At 38.9% G+C, this 18932-nt stretch carries 18 protein-coding genes; 8 read left to right on the top strand and 10 right to left on the bottom strand.

The features are described from left to right. Positions 1–29: 29 nt before the first annotated feature. From IAG46_RS00190 to IAG46_RS00165, 6 genes are read left to right on the top strand one after another with little or no spacing between them, the layout of a single operon-like run. Positions 30–998: a stage II sporulation protein M gene (locus tag IAG46_RS00190; protein ID WP_190808307.1), complete on the top strand. Its 969-nt coding sequence runs from the start codon at positions 30–32 to the stop codon at positions 996–998. Beyond that, entirely contained in the window at positions 979–1917 is a 939-nt protein-coding gene (locus IAG46_RS00185; protein ID WP_190808306.1) for a hypothetical protein, read from the top strand. Before IAG46_RS00190 ends, IAG46_RS00185 begins: the two co-directional genes overlap by 20 nt. Positions 1918–1955: 38 nt before the next feature. Then, the gene (locus tag IAG46_RS00180) at positions 1956–2633 is read left to right on the top strand and encodes a hypothetical protein (protein ID WP_190808305.1); all 678 of its coding nucleotides are present in this window, start codon (positions 1956–1958) and stop codon (positions 2631–2633) included. 3 nt (positions 2634–2636) lie between these two features. Continuing rightward, positions 2637–3848 (top strand): DUF4350 domain-containing protein, encoded by a 1212-nt coding sequence (locus IAG46_RS00175; protein WP_190808304.1) that lies wholly within the window; start codon positions 2637–2639, stop codon positions 3846–3848. Positions 3849–3851: 3 nt separating this feature from the next. After that, on the top strand, positions 3852–4850 hold the full coding sequence (locus IAG46_RS00170; RefSeq protein WP_190808303.1) for a MoxR family ATPase: 999 nt from the start codon (positions 3852–3854) through the stop codon (positions 4848–4850). A 9-nt stretch (positions 4851–4859) separates the two neighbouring features. Further along, positions 4860–6194, top strand: coding sequence for a DUF58 domain-containing protein (locus tag IAG46_RS00165; protein ID WP_190808302.1), 1335 nt, complete (start codon positions 4860–4862; stop codon positions 6192–6194). Between the two features lie 10 nt (positions 6195–6204). On the opposite strand, the gene IAG46_RS00160 is transcribed toward IAG46_RS00165, so the two are convergent. From IAG46_RS00160 to IAG46_RS00135, 6 genes are all read right to left on the bottom strand, one after another. Next, positions 6205–6675 (bottom strand): hypothetical protein, encoded by a 471-nt coding sequence (locus IAG46_RS00160; RefSeq protein WP_190808301.1) that lies wholly within the window; start codon positions 6673–6675, stop codon positions 6205–6207. Between the two features lie 40 nt (positions 6676–6715). Continuing rightward, positions 6716–7660 carry a nitronate monooxygenase family protein gene (locus IAG46_RS00155; RefSeq protein WP_190808300.1) on the bottom strand — a complete coding sequence of 315 codons (945 nt, stop codon included), beginning with the start codon at positions 7658–7660 and terminating at the stop codon, positions 6716–6718. Position 7661: 1 nt separating this feature from the next. Then, entirely contained in the window at positions 7662–8852 is a 1191-nt protein-coding gene (mnmA, locus tag IAG46_RS00150; RefSeq protein ID WP_190808299.1) for a tRNA 2-thiouridine(34) synthase MnmA, read from the bottom strand. A gap of 367 nt (positions 8853–9219) precedes the next feature. After that, positions 9220–11088 (bottom strand): membrane protein insertase YidC, encoded by a 1869-nt coding sequence (yidC, locus tag IAG46_RS00145; protein WP_190808298.1) that lies wholly within the window; start codon positions 11086–11088, stop codon positions 9220–9222. 66 nt (positions 11089–11154) lie between these two features. Next, complete coding sequence (locus IAG46_RS00140) at positions 11155–12789, bottom strand: CTP synthase (protein ID WP_190808297.1); 1635 nt, start codon at positions 12787–12789, stop codon at positions 11155–11157. 55 nt (positions 12790–12844) lie between these two features. After that, positions 12845–13081, bottom strand: a complete 237-nt coding sequence (locus tag IAG46_RS00135; RefSeq protein WP_190808296.1) for a DUF3820 family protein — start codon at positions 13079–13081, stop codon at positions 12845–12847. 45 nt (positions 13082–13126) lie between these two features. Here IAG46_RS00135 and IAG46_RS00130 point away from each other — a divergent pair, with 45 nt between their 5' ends. Further along, positions 13127–13990 (top strand): hydroxypyruvate isomerase family protein, encoded by an 864-nt coding sequence (locus IAG46_RS00130; RefSeq protein WP_190808295.1) that lies wholly within the window; start codon positions 13127–13129, stop codon positions 13988–13990. A 17-nt stretch (positions 13991–14007) separates the two neighbouring features. Beyond that, on the top strand, positions 14008–14346 hold the full coding sequence (locus IAG46_RS00125) for a hypothetical protein (RefSeq protein WP_223826528.1): 339 nt from the start codon (positions 14008–14010) through the stop codon (positions 14344–14346). A gap of 11 nt (positions 14347–14357) precedes the next feature. Here IAG46_RS00125 and IAG46_RS00120 read toward each other — a convergent pair whose 3' ends face one another. From IAG46_RS00120 to guaA, 4 genes are read right to left on the bottom strand one after another with little or no spacing between them, the layout of a single operon-like run. After that, positions 14358–14882 carry a DUF922 domain-containing protein gene (locus IAG46_RS00120; RefSeq protein WP_190808293.1) on the bottom strand — a complete coding sequence of 175 codons (525 nt, stop codon included), beginning with the start codon at positions 14880–14882 and terminating at the stop codon, positions 14358–14360. After that, positions 14870–15274, bottom strand: coding sequence for an OsmC family protein (locus IAG46_RS00115; RefSeq protein ID WP_190808292.1), 405 nt, complete (start codon positions 15272–15274; stop codon positions 14870–14872). The genes IAG46_RS00120 and IAG46_RS00115 overlap by 13 nt, the downstream gene beginning before the upstream one ends. Further along, the gene (locus IAG46_RS00110; protein ID WP_190808291.1) at positions 15264–17399 is read right to left on the bottom strand and encodes a LysM peptidoglycan-binding domain-containing protein; all 2136 of its coding nucleotides are present in this window, start codon (positions 17397–17399) and stop codon (positions 15264–15266) included. The genes IAG46_RS00115 and IAG46_RS00110 overlap by 11 nt, the downstream gene beginning before the upstream one ends. Further along, complete coding sequence (gene guaA, locus IAG46_RS00105; protein WP_190808290.1) at positions 17396–18928, bottom strand: glutamine-hydrolyzing GMP synthase; 1533 nt, start codon at positions 18926–18928, stop codon at positions 17396–17398. The genes IAG46_RS00110 and guaA overlap by 4 nt, the downstream gene beginning before the upstream one ends. Between the last annotated feature and the right edge of the window lie 4 nt (positions 18929–18932).

The following is an 18932-nucleotide window of genomic DNA, read 5'->3' as shown; positions in this document are numbered from 1 at the left end:
CGTAATTTTAACTTAACGAATTCCTATTTATGCGCGAGGCCGCCTTTGTGAAACAAAATAAGGAAAAATGGATTGCATTTGAAAAAGCGCTTTCCTTTAGTTCCACTACCGACCCAGATATCTTGGTAGATGGTTACATTCAACTGACCAATGATCTTGCATATGCACAAACGTATTACGATCAAAGCAAGACTTTATTGTATCTGAACTCATTGGCTTCTCAAGCGCATCAAAAAATTTATAAGAACAAGAAAGAATCTGGAAATAGAATAGTTGATTTTTGGGTGCGTGAGTTTCCGCTGTTCTTTAAACAATATCACCGTACATTAGGAATCGCTTTTCTAATTTTTTTGGTCGCCTCGGCAATAGGGAGTGTTTCGGCATTGAATGATTCTTCCTTTGTTCGACTGATATTGGGAGACGCTTATGTAAACGAAACCTTAAACAACATTGCCAATGGAGAACCCACTGCCATTTACAAAAGCGGAAGTGAAATTGGTACGTTTTTGGGAATTACGATCAATAATATACGTGTAGCCTTTTTGGCCTTTGCATTTGGTGTTGCTACCAGTATCGGAACAGCTTATGTTTTATTTAGCAATGGTGTAATGTTGGGTGCATTTATCACTTTCTTTTACACCAAAGATGTTTTTTTTGAGGCCAATAAACAGATTTGGTTGCATGGTACCATAGAGATATCCGTTATAATTATTGCTGGCTGCGCAGGGTTGATTATGGGCAACAGTATTTTATTTCCAAAGACATTTTCACGACGGGTTTCATTTATGAAAGGTGCAAAAGCTGGACTGAAAGTGGTTGTAAGCACAATTCCTTTTTTTATTATTGCGGGTTTTATAGAAGGTTTCATCACTCGGTACTCCAATATGCCCAACTGGTTGGCGTTTACAATTATAGGAGCTTCCCTGTTTTTAATAATTTATTACTACATCATATACCCAATCAAAGTTAATCGAACATATGAAAGACAAATACATTGAACTTAGAACAAATCGCGATTTTGGCGATATTCTAAGTGTATATTTTGATTTTTTAAAACAAAACATAAAGAAGTTCACCAATGTTTTCTTAAGCTATAATGGAGTCTTCCTTATAGGTTTGCTCATTACGAGTTATTTGTTGGTCTCAGGATTTGTTGGACTCATTGCCGCCGAGGGCAATTTTTTAGGGACCGGACCTGCCCAAACTAATGAGGACGCTTATTGGATTTATATTATTGCCGGTAGTGTTTTGTTTGTTATCATCTTTATTTTGGTAGCCGGCTTAAATTTTAGCCTTAGTTCTTCCTATTTGGTAAAGTATGATGAGCAAAAAGGCATGGCCTTCGATAAAAAAGAGGTTTGGGAACTAACCAAAAGTAGGTTCGGAAACACGCTACTTTTCATTTTACTACTGATTCCTATTTATTTGGTCTTCATGATCGTAGCTATTATCTCCGCCTTTATTCCTTTATTGGGGATATTTGCCCAATATATCATCCAATTTTTTATGACTGCTTGGATCGGAGTTTCCTTTTTTAGCATGATGAGTGAAAACAAAGGAGTAATCGATGCCTTTGGTGAAGGCTGGAATCTTGTCAGTAAAAGTTTTTGGAAAGCGATTGGAGTCAATTTCATTCTTGGTTTACTCAATGGACTCCTTTTTTTCATCATAATATTGATTCCAGGAATTTTAGTTGGTATCTATACTTTTCATGTAGTGGATAGCGGAGTAGATGTAACCAGTTCAATAGTTGCCACTATTGTTTATTCGTTAGGATTATGCCTTTTGCTTATTTTAATGGTTTATGCGCAATGTCTTTCACAGTTTGTAAATGGGATTCTTTTTTATGCGCTGCATGAGAAAACCTATAACATCAACACAAGAAGTAAAATTGATCAAATAGGACAATCCAACTAGTGGCAAAATACAGCATCACTTTATTTTTTCTTTTATCCATGGTCACAGTGTTTGGTCAAAATGATTCAATAGCAATACCTATTGATCAAGAATCTATCCTCTATGAGCGAAGTTTGGATGAGGATTTAAGTAAAAAATATACTGGTGACGAATTCAATTATGATGTAAAGACAGGTGAATCTCAAAATTTACTCGCACGATTTCTCAAATGGTTGTTGGAAGCTTTGGGAAGTGCCTTTGGAATTGATATTTCTCCTACCACACTAATAATATTAGAGTACATTATTTATGGTTTAATGGGCCTTTTGGTCATTTTTATTTTAATACGGGTGTTCGTCAATGAAAAATTCAATGCCATTTTCACCAAAAAGGCCAAATCGCTTGTGGAAATTGACCTTTCAGAGCAACATATTGAAGCCGTGGATTTGGATTCTCTTATGAAATCAGCACTTGAAAACAAAGATTACCGACTTGCGGTGCGGTATCAGTTCTTAAAGGTTCTAAAACTTTTATCCCAAAAAGAAATTATTGAATGGCATTTTGAGAAAACCAATTTAGATTATCAAAAGGAAATTGGAGAAGCCAGGTTGCAGACTGAGTTTCAAAAAGCTTCTTATCTGTATGAATACATTTGGTATGGAGAACAACATATTGATGAGATGGGGTATACCAAAACAAGTTCACATTTTGCAACTCTAAATAGTTTAATTCGATAATCGATGGATAAACGATCAAAAATAGTCGTTGCGATTTTCTCCCTTGTGGTCCTCGGCATCATTATTACCGAAATTGTAAGGCCCAAACCTATCAATTGGAGGCCATCCTATACTGCAGTGGATAAAATTCCCTTCGGCTGTTATGTACTTTACAGTGAATTGTCCGAGATGTTCGGCAATAGTGAAATCACAACTGTTGAAGAAAGTGTTTATGATGCTTTGGTCAAAAACGACTTTTCAATAAGTTCCAATTACATTTTTATCAATGAGTACATCAATTTGGATGAGCAGGAAACCAATCAAATTCTAGATTATGTTGCAACCGGAAATACAGTTTTCATGGCCGCTACAGGTTTTGGATGGCAATTGACGGATACATTGAATATAGCTATTGAATCAGAATATGGGGTAAAAGAAGGAAGCAGCGTATTGAGTTTAACCAACAAGAAAATCGGTAAAGAGCGTTTTGAACTCACAAGAGGTAACTTCAATTCACATTTTACCAGCGTAGATTCAACCAATACTACCATTTTAGGCCATATTACATATACTATAGATAATTTTGTTGATGACAAGCCTGCACAAAAAGTCACTAAACCCAATTTTATCAAGACCAAATTTGGCGATGGCTATTTTATACTGAATACAACTCCCGTATCCTATTCAAATTTTTATATGCTCAAGGGTAACCAAGATTATGTATCCTATACGTTTTCTTATCTGGAGGACAAAGACCTTCTTTATTGGGATAATTACAAAAAAGCGGGACGCGTGGTAATAAATTCGCCAATGCGATTTGTTTTAAATCAAAAGGCCCTAAAGTGGGTGTATTATCTTACCATGGTCGGACTATTAATTTTTGTTTTGTTCAAAGCCAAACGGGAACAACGAATTATCCCGGTGATAGAACCTTTAAAAAATTCTTCTGTGGAATTTGCCCAGGCCGTAGGTTCCCTTTATCACCAGAATAAAGATTTTACCGATTTGATCCATAAAAAACTGAATTATTTTTTGGCACATATTAGAAACCGCTATCATGTCGACACAAGTCAACTTAACGAAAAAACCATTCAAATGTTAGCGACCAAAGCTGGAAAGGGAATTAAAGAAACCAAGGAATTGATGGAGTATATTGTTCATTTAAAAAACAAAAAATCACATACTGAGGGAGAAAGTATTGAACTCACAAAAAAAATAAACGCATTTAAGCAGTAACAAATGGAAGAAAAAGAACCACAAGAAGATGCAATGGAGTTTAACCAAAGAGTAGATCTTACCAAATTGCAAGAAGCTGTTGCCCAGATAAAATCGGAATTGGGAAAGGTCATTATTGGTCAACATGATATGGTTGAACTATTGATCATTTCAATTTTGGCCAATGGCCATTCATTGATAGAGGGAGTTCCCGGAGTTGCCAAAACAGTAACCGCGAAACTTCTGGCAAAAACCATGAATGTCGATTTTAGTCGCATTCAGTTTACACCTGATCTGATGCCCAGTGATATTCTGGGCACCTCCATATTCAATGTGAAAACTTCAGAGTTTGAATTCAAGAAAGGACCCTTGTTTTCAAATATTATTCTGATTGATGAAATCAACCGTGCTCCAGCAAAGACACAAGCGGCATTGTTCGAAGCCATGGCCGAACGGCAAATTACCATGGATGGTACGGAGTATGATATGAAACCGCCTTTTTTGGTTTTTGCCACCCAAAACCCAATTGAGCAAGAAGGAACATACCGACTTCCGGAAGCACAGCTTGACCGTTTTCTTTTTAAGATCAATGTACAATACCCAAGTTTAGAGGAAGAAATCCAAATATTGGAAAGCAAACATGAGCAGAAAAACGCTCTAGCCGAAGATCTTATCAATTCCATATTATCCGCCAAACAAATTGCAGAATACCAAAAGACCATTAAGGAAATTATTGTAGAAAAGAACCTTCTAAAATATATCGCCGCCATCGTGGACAACACCCGAACCAATGCCAATCTTTATCTGGGTGCGTCCCCAAGGGCTTCCATTGCTATAATGAATGCGTCAAAAGCCTTGGCTGCCATAAACGGTAGGGATTTTATTACACCAGACGATATAAAAAAGGTTGCAGGCCCTATTTTAGGGCATAGAATCATCTTGACCCCTGAACGTGAAATGGAAGGATTAACAGCGGAGCAAGTTGTAAATCAAATTGTGGAAAGTATTGAGATACCAAGATAAAAGCTGGACTTGAAAAGAATCTTTAAACAGACATATTTTAAAAAGCGATTTTTTGTCGCCCTTACGGCAATCATTGTTGCTTTTCTGCTATCCTATACTTTTAGCAACATCTATGGAGCGGTAAAAGTGATTTTTTTTGTTTTTATACTCTTTACTATTGTTGATTTTTTATTGCTGTTTGCATCAAAAGGAGGTTTAGCTGGCCGCAGAATACTTCCAGATAAACTTTCCAACGGGGATGAGAACCCCATTCAATTGGAAATTTCGAATACTTATCTATTTCCTACCGCAATCAAAATTATTGATGAGATACCCTTTCAATTTCAGAAAAGGGACTTTGGTCTTAGTAGTAATATTGCAAGTGGTGGGTCAAAAAAATATGATTATCAACTCAGGCCCACGGAACGTGGTGTATATTCCTTTGGAAGTTTAAACGTTTTTGCCATATCGCCCATAGGTTTTCTTGCCAGAAAATATAGTTTCGACCAATCGCAAGAGGTTCCGGTATACCCCTCTTTTCTTCAACTTCAGAAATACGACCTTATTGCTTTCACCAATAGATTGCATGAATACGGACTCAAAAAAATAAGGCGAATTGGACATACTATGGAATTTGAACAGATCAAGGAGTATGTTCAAGGGGATGATATTCGCAATATAAATTGGAAAGCGACTGCGAAGAAAAACCAGCTGATGGTCAACCAATATCAGGATGAAAAATCCCAACCTGTGTATTCGGTCATAGACAAAGGGCGCGTCATGAAAATGCCCTTTAACGAACTGAGTCTTTTGGATTATGCCATTAACGCAACCTTGGTCATCAGTAATATTGCGCTCAAAAAACATGATAAAGCAGGAATGTTCTCTTTCAGTGATACAATTGAAAACCGTGTAGTGGCTGAACGAAGAAGTTCCCAAATGAATCTCATTTTGGAAACTCTTTACAACCTGGAGACCAATTTTGTGGAAAGTGATTACAGCAGACTATATGTTGATATAAAACGAAATCTAAATCAGAGAAGCCTGTTGTTGCTCTACTCTAATTTTGAAACTTTGGATGCCTTGCACAGGCAACTTCCCTATCTTCAGGCTATTGCAAAACAACATTTGCTGGTTGTAATCTTTTTTGAGAATACTGAGCTCAATGAATTTGCCGCTAAAAATGCGGAAACGGTTCATCAAATTTTTGAACAGACCATAGCGGAGAAATTTATTTATGAGAAAAAACTCATCGTGAATGAGCTTCGTAAATATGGAATACAAACGATCTTGACCAAACCAGAAAATTTGACCATTAACACCATCAATAAATACCTAGAAATTAAAGCGAGGGGTCTTCTATAGAAAAGAAGTGTTATTCTGTTCGGATGGTTGAGTATCCGAAAGTGGATAACGCAGGAAGTTCTGTGCTAATAGCCAACGCTTTGTTTGCATCAGCATTTATTTTGAAATCATCCGAATTGAAACGCTGAGTAGTAAGGCTTCCCATCGGTTTTTTTTTGTTGCGTTTTTTAGAGAAAATTTCAATGGTTACACCAACTGTAAGCCCGCCCAAAACAGTTGCGGCCAAATCATCATTGTCCCATTGGTTTCCTTCTTGACCAGCATCAACAGCTTCTTTTCCGATACCTACCAATGCACTTCCGACAACAGCACCCACAAAGGTCCATGCCCGGTTTCCATCTGAAATTTGTTTTGCAACTCCGGCTCCGGCCAAACCAAAGAGGTTACCCCCCAAGTAATGAAGTGCTTTGTCTCGTTCTATTTGACCAAATAACTGCGAACCGATCATAAAGACCAGCAAGGTTGATAGTAGTGTTCTCATGCTCTCGATTAAATGTAGCAAAATTCCGTTATAACCTGTATCACAGTCGATTAAGTGCGTTCTTTATCCGATTAAACTCTTCCATCATCTCATTTACAATTTCTTCAGCAGGCTTTATGTCGTGAATCAATCCGGAGACTTGTCCTATTTCTAGCTCGCCTTCTTCTAAATCACCCTCGAACATTCCACGCTTTGCTCTTGCCCTACCCAAAAGTGTTTTTAACTCTTTTGTAGAGGCACCATTTTCATAGGCTTTTTGCACATCTTGGTAGAATTTATTCTTGAGCAACCGTACTGGGGCCAATTCTTTCAAGGTCAGATGTGTATCTCCTTCTTTGGCCAAGACAATTTGTTCTTTGAACAAATCATGGGATGATCCTTCAACACTTGCTGCAAATCTACTCCCTACCTGAACTCCATCTGCGCCTAAAACCATAGCCGCCAGCATAGCTCTGCCCGTTGCAATCCCTCCTGCAGCAATTAATGGAATTTGAATTTTTTCTTTTACGGTTGGAATCAGAACCATTGTTGTAGTCTCGTCCCTCCCATTATGCCCTCCAGCCTCAAAGCCTTCGGCTACAATGGCATCGACACCTGCATCTTGGGCCTTGAGTGCAAACTTGACACTGCTCACGACATGTACTACGGTGACTCCATTCTTTTTCAAAAAGTCGGTCCATGTTTTGGGGTTTCCAGCTGATGTGAACACAATTTTTATCCCATTTTGAACAATAATATCCATCAGTTCCTCAATATTGGGATAGAGCATTGGGATGTTAACGCCAAAGGGTTTATCCGTGGCTTTTTTACATTTATCTATGTGTTCTTGTAGTACATCTGGATACATGCTCCCCGCTCCCAATAAACCAAGTCCGCCTGCGTTGGAAACGGCTGAGGCAAGTCGCCACCCACTGGTCCAAATCATCCCACCTTGAACTATGGGGTATTGTGTTCCGAAAAGTTGCGTGATTCTGTTCTGACTCATATTACGAAATTACACCTGAGCCAATAAGTTCATCTCCTTTATACCAAGCCACAAACTGCCCCTCAGTTATCGCAGATTGTTTTTCCTTAAAATCGACATAAAGTCCATGATCGGTTTTATATAATGTAGCGGGTTGCAACGGTTGTCGGTATCGAATTCGCGCCATTATTTCCATAGTTTCATCGACTTTTAATGCTAAATCTTTCCGAACCCAATGCAGTTCGTCGTCTTTTACAAACAAAGTATGGCGAAGCAAACCTGGATGCGATTTTCCCTGCCCAGTATAGATAATGTTTTTCTTTACATCGGTATCGATCACAAACAAGGGTTCCTTGGTGCCACCCACATTCAATCCCTTCCGCTGCCCGATGGTAAAATAATGTGCTCCTTGATGTTCTCCGACCACTTTTCCATCTTCCAAAGAATATTCAGGTTTTTCGGCCTGAAAAGCTAATACCTCCGATTTGTTTTCAAACTCGGGCATTGTAAGGGCAAATTGTTGGGCATCGTTTGGAACCTCAACAATCACTCCTTTTTTTGGTTTTAATTTTTGCTGTAGAAATTCTGGCAAATGCACCTTACCAATAAAACATAGCCCTTGTGAATCTTTTTTATCTGCCGTAATTAAGTCATTTTCGGCGGCAATCTTTCTAACTTCAGGTTTCAACAATTCACCAATGGGAAACAATGTCTTGGACAACTGCTCTTGGGAAAGTTGACACAGAAAATACGATTGGTCCTTATTGGGGTCCTTGCCAGCAAGTAGTTGATACGTTTCTGAACCATCTTTGTTAACAATGGTTCCTTTTCTACAGTAGTGCCCTGTTGCTACATAATCGGCCCCTAATTGAAGTGCTATCTTTAGAAAAACATCGAATTTTATTTCCCTATTACAGAGCACATCGGGGTTGGGTGTTCTTCCCCGTTCATATTCATTGAACATATAATCTACTATACGTTCTTTATATTCCACACTTAAATCCACCGTTTGAAAAGGGATTCCCAACTTCTCTGCGACAATAAGTGCATCGTTGCTATCCTCTACCCATGGACATTCTTCAGAAATAATTACAGAATCGTCATGCCAGTTCTTCATAAAAAGACCTATCACTTCATAGCCCTGCTCCTTCAACAAGTAAGCAGCAACGCTTGAATCAACACCTCCAGAAAGTCCAATTACAACTTTTTTCATCTTTTACTTTCAATGTGCAAAAATACAAAACGGTCTCTACTTATTTTATATAGAGATATTACTAATTAACTGAACATCATCTCTCAAAACCATCAAAAACATTTACGTTTTGTAGGTTAAGTATTACAAAAATATCTGATTCTGAATTTTCTTGCGAAGCACTTTATCCAAAGGGATTGACCGTTTATCGATGACACATCAAAAGAGGTCTCTTTACCATACAAAAATGTGGGCTTTGACAACTATTAATTTTTTGAAGAGGTATTATGTGGCATCTTTGAAGTCCCAAATCTTTCCAAACTATACCTATCAATGGTGAAAGCTCCCCCAGTTTCATGGGGGAGTTTTTATTTTTCAGGAATCAGGTTTATCTTTTACCTGCTTTTTTTTGTTCCTCTGCCTGCTCCATCATCTCACGCATTTTCTTTTGGAACTTGTTCTCCTTTTTAGGTTTCTTTTTGTTCTCTTGAATCTGAGCGTGAATCTTATCTTCATTTAAAATATACTTCTTAATGGCCAACATAATAAAGATGGTAATTAAGTTGGAGATGAAATAATACAAACTCAACCCACTAGCATAGTTGTTAAAGAAGAACAACATCATTAAAGGAGAAAGGTACATGATGAACTTCATGTTGGGCATACCAGGCTGCTGTTGCATCTGCATGGTCTGTCCGGTGGTCAAAGTCATATAAAAGAATATGGCAACGGATGCCAAAATTGGAAACAAGCTTACATGATCTCCATAAAATGGAATTGAAAATGGAAGATTGAAAATGGTATCATATGATGACAGATCCTCTGCCCATAAAAATGATTTCTGTCGCAATGCAAAGGAGGTAGGGAAGAACATAAAGAGCGCATAGAAAATCGGAAGTTGCATCAATGCCGGAATACATCCGCTCATTGGGCTCACCCCAGCCTTACCATATAATTTCATGGTTTCTTGTTGCTTTTTCATGGCGTTGTCCTTGTACTTCTCGTTGATCTCGGTAATCTCAGGTTTCAACACCTTCATCTTTGCCTGTGACAAGTATGATTTATAGGTAACCGGTGAAAGCGCCAATCGAACCAAAATAGTCATTACCACAATGGCAATACCAAACGGTAAAAAGGAACTTAAGAAACTATAGAACGGGGTAAAGACATATCTATTGATCCAACCGAAGATTCCCCATCCAAAATATATGGTATCCTCAAGTTCGTATTCATCATACTTGCTAAGCACCTTGATATCGGTAGGTCCATAATACCAATTAAGATTCTCTGAAAATTCTCCGCCTTCCAATGAAATTGGAATCGATGCTTCAAAATTCTTGGTAAACGCTATCTCTTTATTTTCTTCTTCCACCAAGTTTTGTGAAAGAAGTTTGGCAGTTTTAAAGTTCTTTTTTGTTGCTAAAATAGAGGTGAAGAAATGCTGCTTAAATGAAATCCACTTTACGTCCTCATCTGTCTCCTCGTCATCACTGTTGGCCGACAAATAGTCGATTTTTCCGTCTTCAAAATTGCGCATGATTTCCGTATATCGGTTTTCATATTGCACACTTTTATCGTGGCGAATACCTTTTAAGTTCCATTCCAAATCAATAGGTCTACTGGAGTTAACTACTCCATTCAATCCTTGTGAACGAACCGTAAAATCCACCAAATACTCATTGGGTTTCATTTCATAGCGGTACTCCAAAAAACGATTGTTATCAACTTTTGCTTTCAGAGAAAGCACTTGATTATCGCCACTTTTGGTAAGTGATGGTTCAAAGAATAAATCCTTTGTATTGAGCACTCTATTGTCCGAAGTAGAAAAATTTATTCCAAAATTGGCATTGGCATCCTTGATCAAATACACGGGAATGGAATCGTAGGTCACAAAATTCTTCATCCGTGCTTCTACGATCTGCCCACCTTTATTGTCCACTTTTAAATAAAGTACTTCATTTTCAAGTATGGTAGAACCTTCAGCAGCTGTGGTGAAGCCAAATGCTCCGACCGAGCTTTTATAATCGGCTACGGCCACCGAGTCTTGTAAATTAATAGGAGCGGGTTTGTCCTCTTCCACTACTTTTACAGCTTCTACCTCCGCAGCTTTTGTCTCCGCTTCAATTTTGGCCTGCTCGGCCTTCTGGGCCTCCAATTCTTCAGGTGTAGGTTGATTTTGGTAAAACATAAAAATGAGTATTCCAAAAATCAATACAAATCCTATTATGGAGTTGATGTCCAGTTTCTTTTCTTCCATGAAAGTTATTTAGTGAAAATCTTTTTCTGCCTTTTTAGGTGGCAAATATATGTCCAAAACCGCAGTTTATGCCAAACTGGCATTAGTTTGTTGCTGTTTTTGCGCTAAAACTGCCTTTACAAAACCTACAAACAATGGATGTGGATTAGCTACAGTACTTCGATATTCTGGATGGTACTGTACCCCTACGAACCAAGGATGTGAAGGAACTTCAATTACTTCCACTAATCCTGTCTTTGGGTTCAGGCCGGTTGCCAACAAACCTGCTTCTTCCATCTGGGTTTTATAATCGTCATTGAACTCAAAGCGATGACGATGACGTTCAGCTATTTCAGTATTACCGTACACTTTGTGTACCAAACTATCTTTTTTAAGTACGCAATCCCATGCCCCCAAACGCATGGTTCCTCCCATGTCTGTGACCAATTTCTGTTCTTCCATTAAGGAGATGACCGGATGAGTTGTTTTTTCATCCATTTCGGTGCTATTTGCTCCATCCAAGCCCAACACATTTCTGGCAAATTCAATAACTGCCATTTGCATTCCCAGGCAAATGCCCAAAAAGGGAATATTATTTTCTCGGGCATATTGTACCGCTTTAATCTTTCCTTCAATACCCCGCTCTCCAAACCCAGGGGCGACCAAAATTCCATCAAGTCCCACCAATTTTTCATTCACGTTGTCGGGAGTGAGATGTTCGGAATGTATGGAGCGTACATCGACCTTTACTTCGTTGGCAGCACCTGCATGAATAAAGGATTCCAAAATGGATTTATAAGAATCCTGAAGTTCTACATATTTGCCTATTAAACCAATGGTGACTTGGTGTTTAGGGTTCTTATGTTTGTTCAAGAACTGATTCCACTGCTCAAGGTTAGGTTCTAAAGCATTGGGCAATGCAAGTTTCTCCAGTGCAACGTTGTCCAGTCCTTCTTGTCGCATCAAAATAGGTACATCATAAATTGTAGACGCATCAATGGACTGAATTACGGCCTCTTGCTTTACATTACAGAAAAGTGCCAATTTTTTCTTGATATCATCAGAAATCTCATGCTCGGTTCGGCATACCAAAATATCAGCTTTTATACCACTTTCCATTAAGGTCTTTACAGAGTGCTGGGTAGGTTTGGTCTTTAGCTCGCCTGCAGCAGAAAGAAAAGGAACCAAAGTCAAATGAATCACTATTCCATTGTTCTCTCCCAATTCCCAAAGCAATTGCCTTACTGCTTCTATATAAGGTAGTGATTCAATATCACCGACAGTTCCACCAATTTCTGTGATAACAATATCATAATCCCCGCTCTTTCCCAAAATTTGGATGCGCTCCTTGATCTCGTTGGTTATATGGGGTACAACCTGCACCGTTTTCCCCAAAAACTCCCCCCTACGTTCTTTTTCAATCACACTTTGGTAGATTCTACCAGTGGTTACGTTATTGGCCTGTGAGGTTCTAACGTTCAAGAATCTTTCATAATGTCCCAAATCCAAATCGGTCTCCGCACCATCATGGGTCACATAGCACTCGCCATGTTCATAAGGGTTTAATGTTCCGGGATCTACATTGATATACGGATCTAATTTTTGTATGGTGGTCCGGTATCCTCTGGCTTGAAGAAGTTTGGCCAAGGATGCGGCGATGATACCTTTTCCTAAAGAAGAAGTAACGCCCCCCGTAACAAAGATGTACTTGGTCTGTGACATATTTGGGATTTCTATTACGGGGTGTAAAGGTACAAATTGCAAGTGGAAAACTAAATCATTCCTTCGGAAATTCTTTTTGGATTTTTCTGATCATAGGCTCAAGACCATTATCCTTAATATCTAACATCGTGGTTAGATGTTCTCCAAGTTTCCCCCTGGGAAATCCTTTTTGTCTGAACCATACCAGATAAGGCAATGGTAAATCCACTAAATACCTGTCTTTGTATTTACCAAAGGGCATTTTATAATGCGCCAATTCTAGCAGCTTTTTGTAGTCGGGCCTAACTTTCATTTAAGTGCCTAAAGTACTATCTTTCCACAACAATAACTCCCGACCATGAAAAGACGAAACTTTATTTCTACCTCGGCCGTTGGCGCAGCCGCAATGATAACCACTAAATCGATAGCACAATCTAAACCCATGGACAAAGATTTTACCTTAAAGAATAATATCAACCACAGTGTTTGCCAGTGGTGTTTTGCTGACTATCCGTTGGAAGAATTTTTAAAAATATTGAATGGATTGGGAATAACAGCTATCGACTTGATTGGTCCAAAGGATTGGCCATTGCTGAAAAAATACGACATCCATTGCTCCATGTGCAATGGTGCAGAAATAAGTTTGACAGAGGGCTGGAATGATCCAAAGTACCATGAAACCCTTATCAAGAATTATACGGAGATCATCCCAAAAGTTGCCGATGCAGGTTATACCAACCTCATTTGCTTTAGTGGAAATAGAAGAGGAATGAACGATTATGTCGGGTTGCAAAATTGTGTGGATGGGCTTTCTAAAATCATGCCCTTGGCCGAGAAGCACGGGGTGGTCATCCAGATGGAACTTTTCAACCAAGTAAACCATCCTGACTATATGTGTGATAGTTCCATTTGGGGAGTTGAGCTATGTAAGCACCTAGGCAGTGATAATTTCAAGTTGTTATTCGATATCTACCACATGCAGATTCAAGAGGGCGATATTATTCGAAGTATTCAAAATTATTATCCTTATTTTGGACATTACCATACTGCTGGAGTGCCTGGAAGAAATGAAATTGATGAAACCCAAGAATTGTATTATCCAGCAATCATGAAGGCTATTTTGGAAACTGGATATACCGGTTATGTTGCCCAGGAGTTTCTCACTACTTGGGAAGATAAAATCGAAGCGTTGAAGGATGGGTTTACCAGATGTGATGTGTAATCTGCTCCCCGACAATCATGATCAATCTACACCAAATCCGCATGAATGTCATCCAAACTGCAGAAAATGGGGTAGTAAACCGTGAAACTGTATTTCATTTTACTCAAGAAGATGATATAGTGCAAGCAAATTATGCTGGAGGTAAAATAGCCAAAGGATTTTTGGTTGGAAAGTTGATGGGCAACATTTTGAATTTTAGTTATTGTCAATTGCAAATTGATGGTAGATTGGACAACGGCTCTTCGAAAGGAAAACTTTCAGTCACAAACGAAGGGAAAATTAGGCTGATCGAGAATTTTGAATGGCAATCAAGGTCAGAAGACAGTAAAGGAATGAATGTTTTTGAAGAAATTTAATTCTTCAAGGACTAATTGAGGGCCTTAGTAATTTTCTTATTCCATTCCAATTGCTTAGCCTCATTTCTCGAAAAATTAGTCTCCCAATCGTATTGACTTTGAAATTCCTTGAGCTCATTTAGAGTTTCCTTGTAAATTTTTCGGATTTCAGCTTTTACATTATCTGAAAAAGAGGTGCGGTTTAGTTTATCCCGCATTTTACGAGCAAACAATTCGGTAATATCAAAGTGCAAACGCTCATGGCTCAATATAAGATCATCACAAATTTCTGGCTTGTACCATGATTCATTGGGGTAGAAATATGCATTCACCTCAAAATCCAGTTCCACTTCGTGGTGAATCAAATTGGCAGAATATTTATAGCTAATACCACTTGCAGTAGTTGCGGCAGGTATAGAGGCCGGTGGTACCTTTCCTTTGAAATCAGACCAGTTAAGCTGAAGATTGGAGTCCCATAATACTCCTTCTTCAATTTCCTGGGCATTTCCGGAGAAACCAAACCATATAAGGCACGTTATGAATACTATTTTATCCAATGAAATTCTATATCTTTTTCAATATCCGGATGCAAACTGTAATGCACTGGGCACGTATTTGCGGTATTCTCCAAAATCTTCCTATGCTTTTCGGAAATATTGGATGGCAGCTCCATTTTTACCTCAATTTTGGCAATTCGTCTAGGATTTGCTGCCATATGTTTGGTGATTTCCGAAGAGGCGCCAGCGAGATCCACTTCCAAATCCCTAGCTTTTATTCCCATCATAGTCATCATACAACTCGCCAAACCTGTTGCAACAGTATCCGTAGGAGAAAATGCCTGTCCCAGACCATTGTTGTCCACTGGAGCATCGGTAATAAATTCATTACCTGATCTTAGGTGTAAACATGTGGTTCGTAATTCGCCGGTATAGGTAACTTTAGAGGTCATTTAATTTTATTTCTTTGATTCGCAGATTGTCGTATTCCATCAAATAGGCAGCTCTATTATAGTATCCCACAGACCAATTGTTGAAGTAATCAAAACTGTTTCCGGTATACTCGGTAAGCCCTATTATCTTGGAAGTTTCAAAAAGGTTGTTCTTATGTGCCAGCTTAAGCAAGATATCAAAGGTCACATCAAATCCTCGCACTGCATAGCGATCCGGCTTTAATCCTTTATAGCGTTTTCTATAGGCATGCGTAAAGGCATCATTGCCAGATTCCCTATAAAAGGATGGATATGCAAATCTCAACTTTGATAAATGTGTAACCTGAACAGCACCGTTCTCAAAAGCATTACTATGATTGGTAGTGAACATTCTTACGGCCATTTCTTCCGTTATGGCTGAATTCAATATAGAACTAACACTCGATACCATATTGGCTTGGTCTGTTTCCACAAAAACCCAGTTTTCCTTTTCTTCGGAAAGTTGAATTAAAAATTCATCCAAATGAAGTGATTTGTTATCGATAATCTTTGCTATTTGGGCTGCTGGAAATTTGGATAGAATTGAATCGTGGGCCACTTGATGGGTTGAATCCGCAATAATCACCACATTTTGGTCTGTATGGATTTTTTGCAAGTAAGACAGCATTTTATCACGCAATACCGCTTCTGTTGGTACGGTATAAAATACATTGCCATGGCTTAGAGGTCTCTGCGAGGCAACAGGTGCTATTACAGGTATGTTGTTTGTCGCAGCCTGAACAGCAACTTCGTCCAAAGCAGTGCCAGAAATTGGCCCTATGATGGCATTAACGCCGTTCAGATTCTCTCTAAAAAGTATCTCCTTTACCTTGGCCTGATTCAATTCCGTATCAAAAGTTTTCACATTCACGGACACACCCAGTTTTTTGATAGAATCCAAAGCTATCATCGCCCCGGAGTAGAAACCAAAACTCAAGCTAATATCCCTTCGGGATTTGATTTGATTGACTGTTTTTTTCCTGTCATTGATATTTATCCGGTCCAATCGAAACGGAAGCATAAACACCAAATTTGGGGTATTTTGAACATTGACACTATCAATTAAATTGATTTTATCCAGAATCAAAGCATTTTTTACTTCCAGCACATCAGCATTTTCCCTAGGTAGTTTCAGCACCATACCCGCCTTAAGTCCATTTTCCAAATCTGGATTCAATCGATACAAATCGTCTCTGGTGATTTTAAGGTTTTGTGTAAGTCTGAAAATATTTTGCTTGGGTTTGACTTCGTAAAAAATGAAATTTTCGGTATTGACCTCTCCTGAAGTATCCTTCTTCTTGGGCAATCTTAAAACCATCCCTTCTTTTAGTCCTCCAAGCTTCATAATCTCAGGATTCAGCTTTACGATGGAATCGGACGGGATACCATACTCTTTTCCCAAGCTATAGAGGGTTTGTTTAGGAGGAACTGTAAAAGAAGTAAAAAGGTCTACTTGTTGATCTTCTAAACTATCACCTTTGGGTCGGGGCAATTTTAATTCCTGGCCAACGGCAAGATAGTTTGAGTTTTTCTCCAAATCTGGATTTAATGTAAGCATGCTATCGATGGTAATCCCATACTTATGGGCAATGCTCCATCGAGTTTCTTTGGGAAGGACGGTATAGGTTTCAAAATCCAATTCGCGTTCATCTTCCTCGGTACGTTCGGGGTATTTGGGAATTTGCAGTACCATCCCTTTTTTAAGAGGCTCCGCATACAACTGCCTGTTGTGACGTTTCAGCTGTTCTTCGGTTATTTCGTATTTCTGGGTAAGACCAAAAAAGGTTTCTCTTTTTCTTACGCGATGTCTACTAAAACCAATAGGTTTGTCTTCTTCTTGTACCTCTTCTTGTTTGGGTTTTTCTTCTTCCTTAATAACAGTACCATCCAACGGAATAATTAATATGGTATTCACCTTGACATCTGCCGCGGTCTTAATTTCTTTGTTGGATTGTAAAATGGTGTATGGGGTAACTCGATATTGTCGTGAGATACTTTGTAATGTTTCGCCCTCTTTAACCACATGAGTGGTTCTGTTTTGGGCAAAAACTTGAACGGTTGCCATTAAAAAAACAACCAAACCGAGTACTAAAACACTTTTTTTCATTCCCATTCTATAGTTGCAGGTGGCTTAGAACTAATGTCATACACTACTCTATTAACGCCTTTGACCTTATTTATTATATCATTGGAGGTTTTTTGTAAAAATTCGTAGGGTAAATTCACCCAATCTGCCGTCATTCCATCCGTACTTTCCACTGCGCGAAGAGCAACACATTTTTCATAGGTACGCTCATCACCCATAACTCCTACACTATTTACGGGTAAAAGCATGGCTCCGGCCTGCCAAACCTTATCATAAAGTCCCCATTTTTTCAATCCATCAATAAAAATAGCATCAACTTCTTGTAAAATAGACACCTTTTCTGCGGTAATGTCACCTAAAATACGAATTCCAAGGCCAGGGCCTGGAAATGGGTGCCTACCCAATATACTTGCATCCATACCTAAGTTTTTACCAACCCGTCTCACTTCATCTTTAAACAACAGCTGTAAAGGCTCCACGATTTTTAACTTCATATAATCGGGCAACCCACCAACATTGTGGTGGCTCTTTATTACTGCTGAAGGACCTCCACTTGCCGAAACGGATTCTATTCTATCAGGATAAATGGTGCCTTGTGCCAGCCATTTTGCATTTTCTACCTTATGCGCTTCATCATCAAAAACCTCGATAAAAACCCTTCCGATAATTTTTCTTTTCCCTTCAGGATCAGATTCTCCCTTCAAGGCTTCCAAAAAGCGTGCCGAAGCATCTACTCCTTTCACGTTCAATCCCATATGTTGATATTGGTCAAGTACGCCATCAAACTCATTTTTGCGAAGTAATCCATTGTTCACAAAAATACAGTGTAGGTGTGGACCAATGGCTTTGTGCAACAAGACAGCGGCCACACTGGAATCGACACCTCCCGACAGTCCCAAAATTACCTTTTCATCTCCTATTTTCGCCTTGAGCTCCGCAATTGTGGTCTCTATAAAAGCGTCCGGGGTCCAATCTTGGTTCAATCCTGCAATTTTAACCAAAAAGTTTTCCAACAATTGCTTCCCATCCTTGGTATGATATACCTCGGGGTGAAACTGAATTCCATAGGTCTTTTCTCCTTCAATGCGAAAAGCGGCATTTTCAACATCGTGGGTACTTGCCAAATGAACAGCACCTTCAGGTAATTGCTTAATTGTATCGCTATGACTCATCCATACTTGGCTTCCTTCGGACAGCCCATCCATAAAATTTTCTTCTTCCTTTACATAGGACAAGTTGGCCCGACCATATTCCCGAGTAGCGGAAGGAGCTACATTTCCACCATGGAAATGAGAAAGATATTGTGCACCGTAGCAAATACCCAATAAAGGTATTTTTCCTTTGATCTCGGATAAATCCGGATGTGGAACATCTTCTCCCCTCACTGAAAATGGAGAACCCGATAGAATAACGGCCTTGTATTGTGATAAATCCTTTGGAGGATTGTTATACGGTTTAATTTCTGAGTAAATGTTGAGCTCCCTGACGCGTCGTGCAATCAACTGAGTGTATTGGGAACCAAAGTCTAGGATAAGTACGTTGTTATGCATGGGC

The organism is Flagellimonas sp. S3867 (assembly GCF_014698935.1).
In the GTDB taxonomy this organism is placed as follows: domain Bacteria; phylum Bacteroidota; class Bacteroidia; order Flavobacteriales; family Flavobacteriaceae; genus Flagellimonas.
The sequence above is the reverse complement of the archived record's forward strand: the minus strand, read 5'-3'. Positions and strand labels throughout refer to the sequence as shown.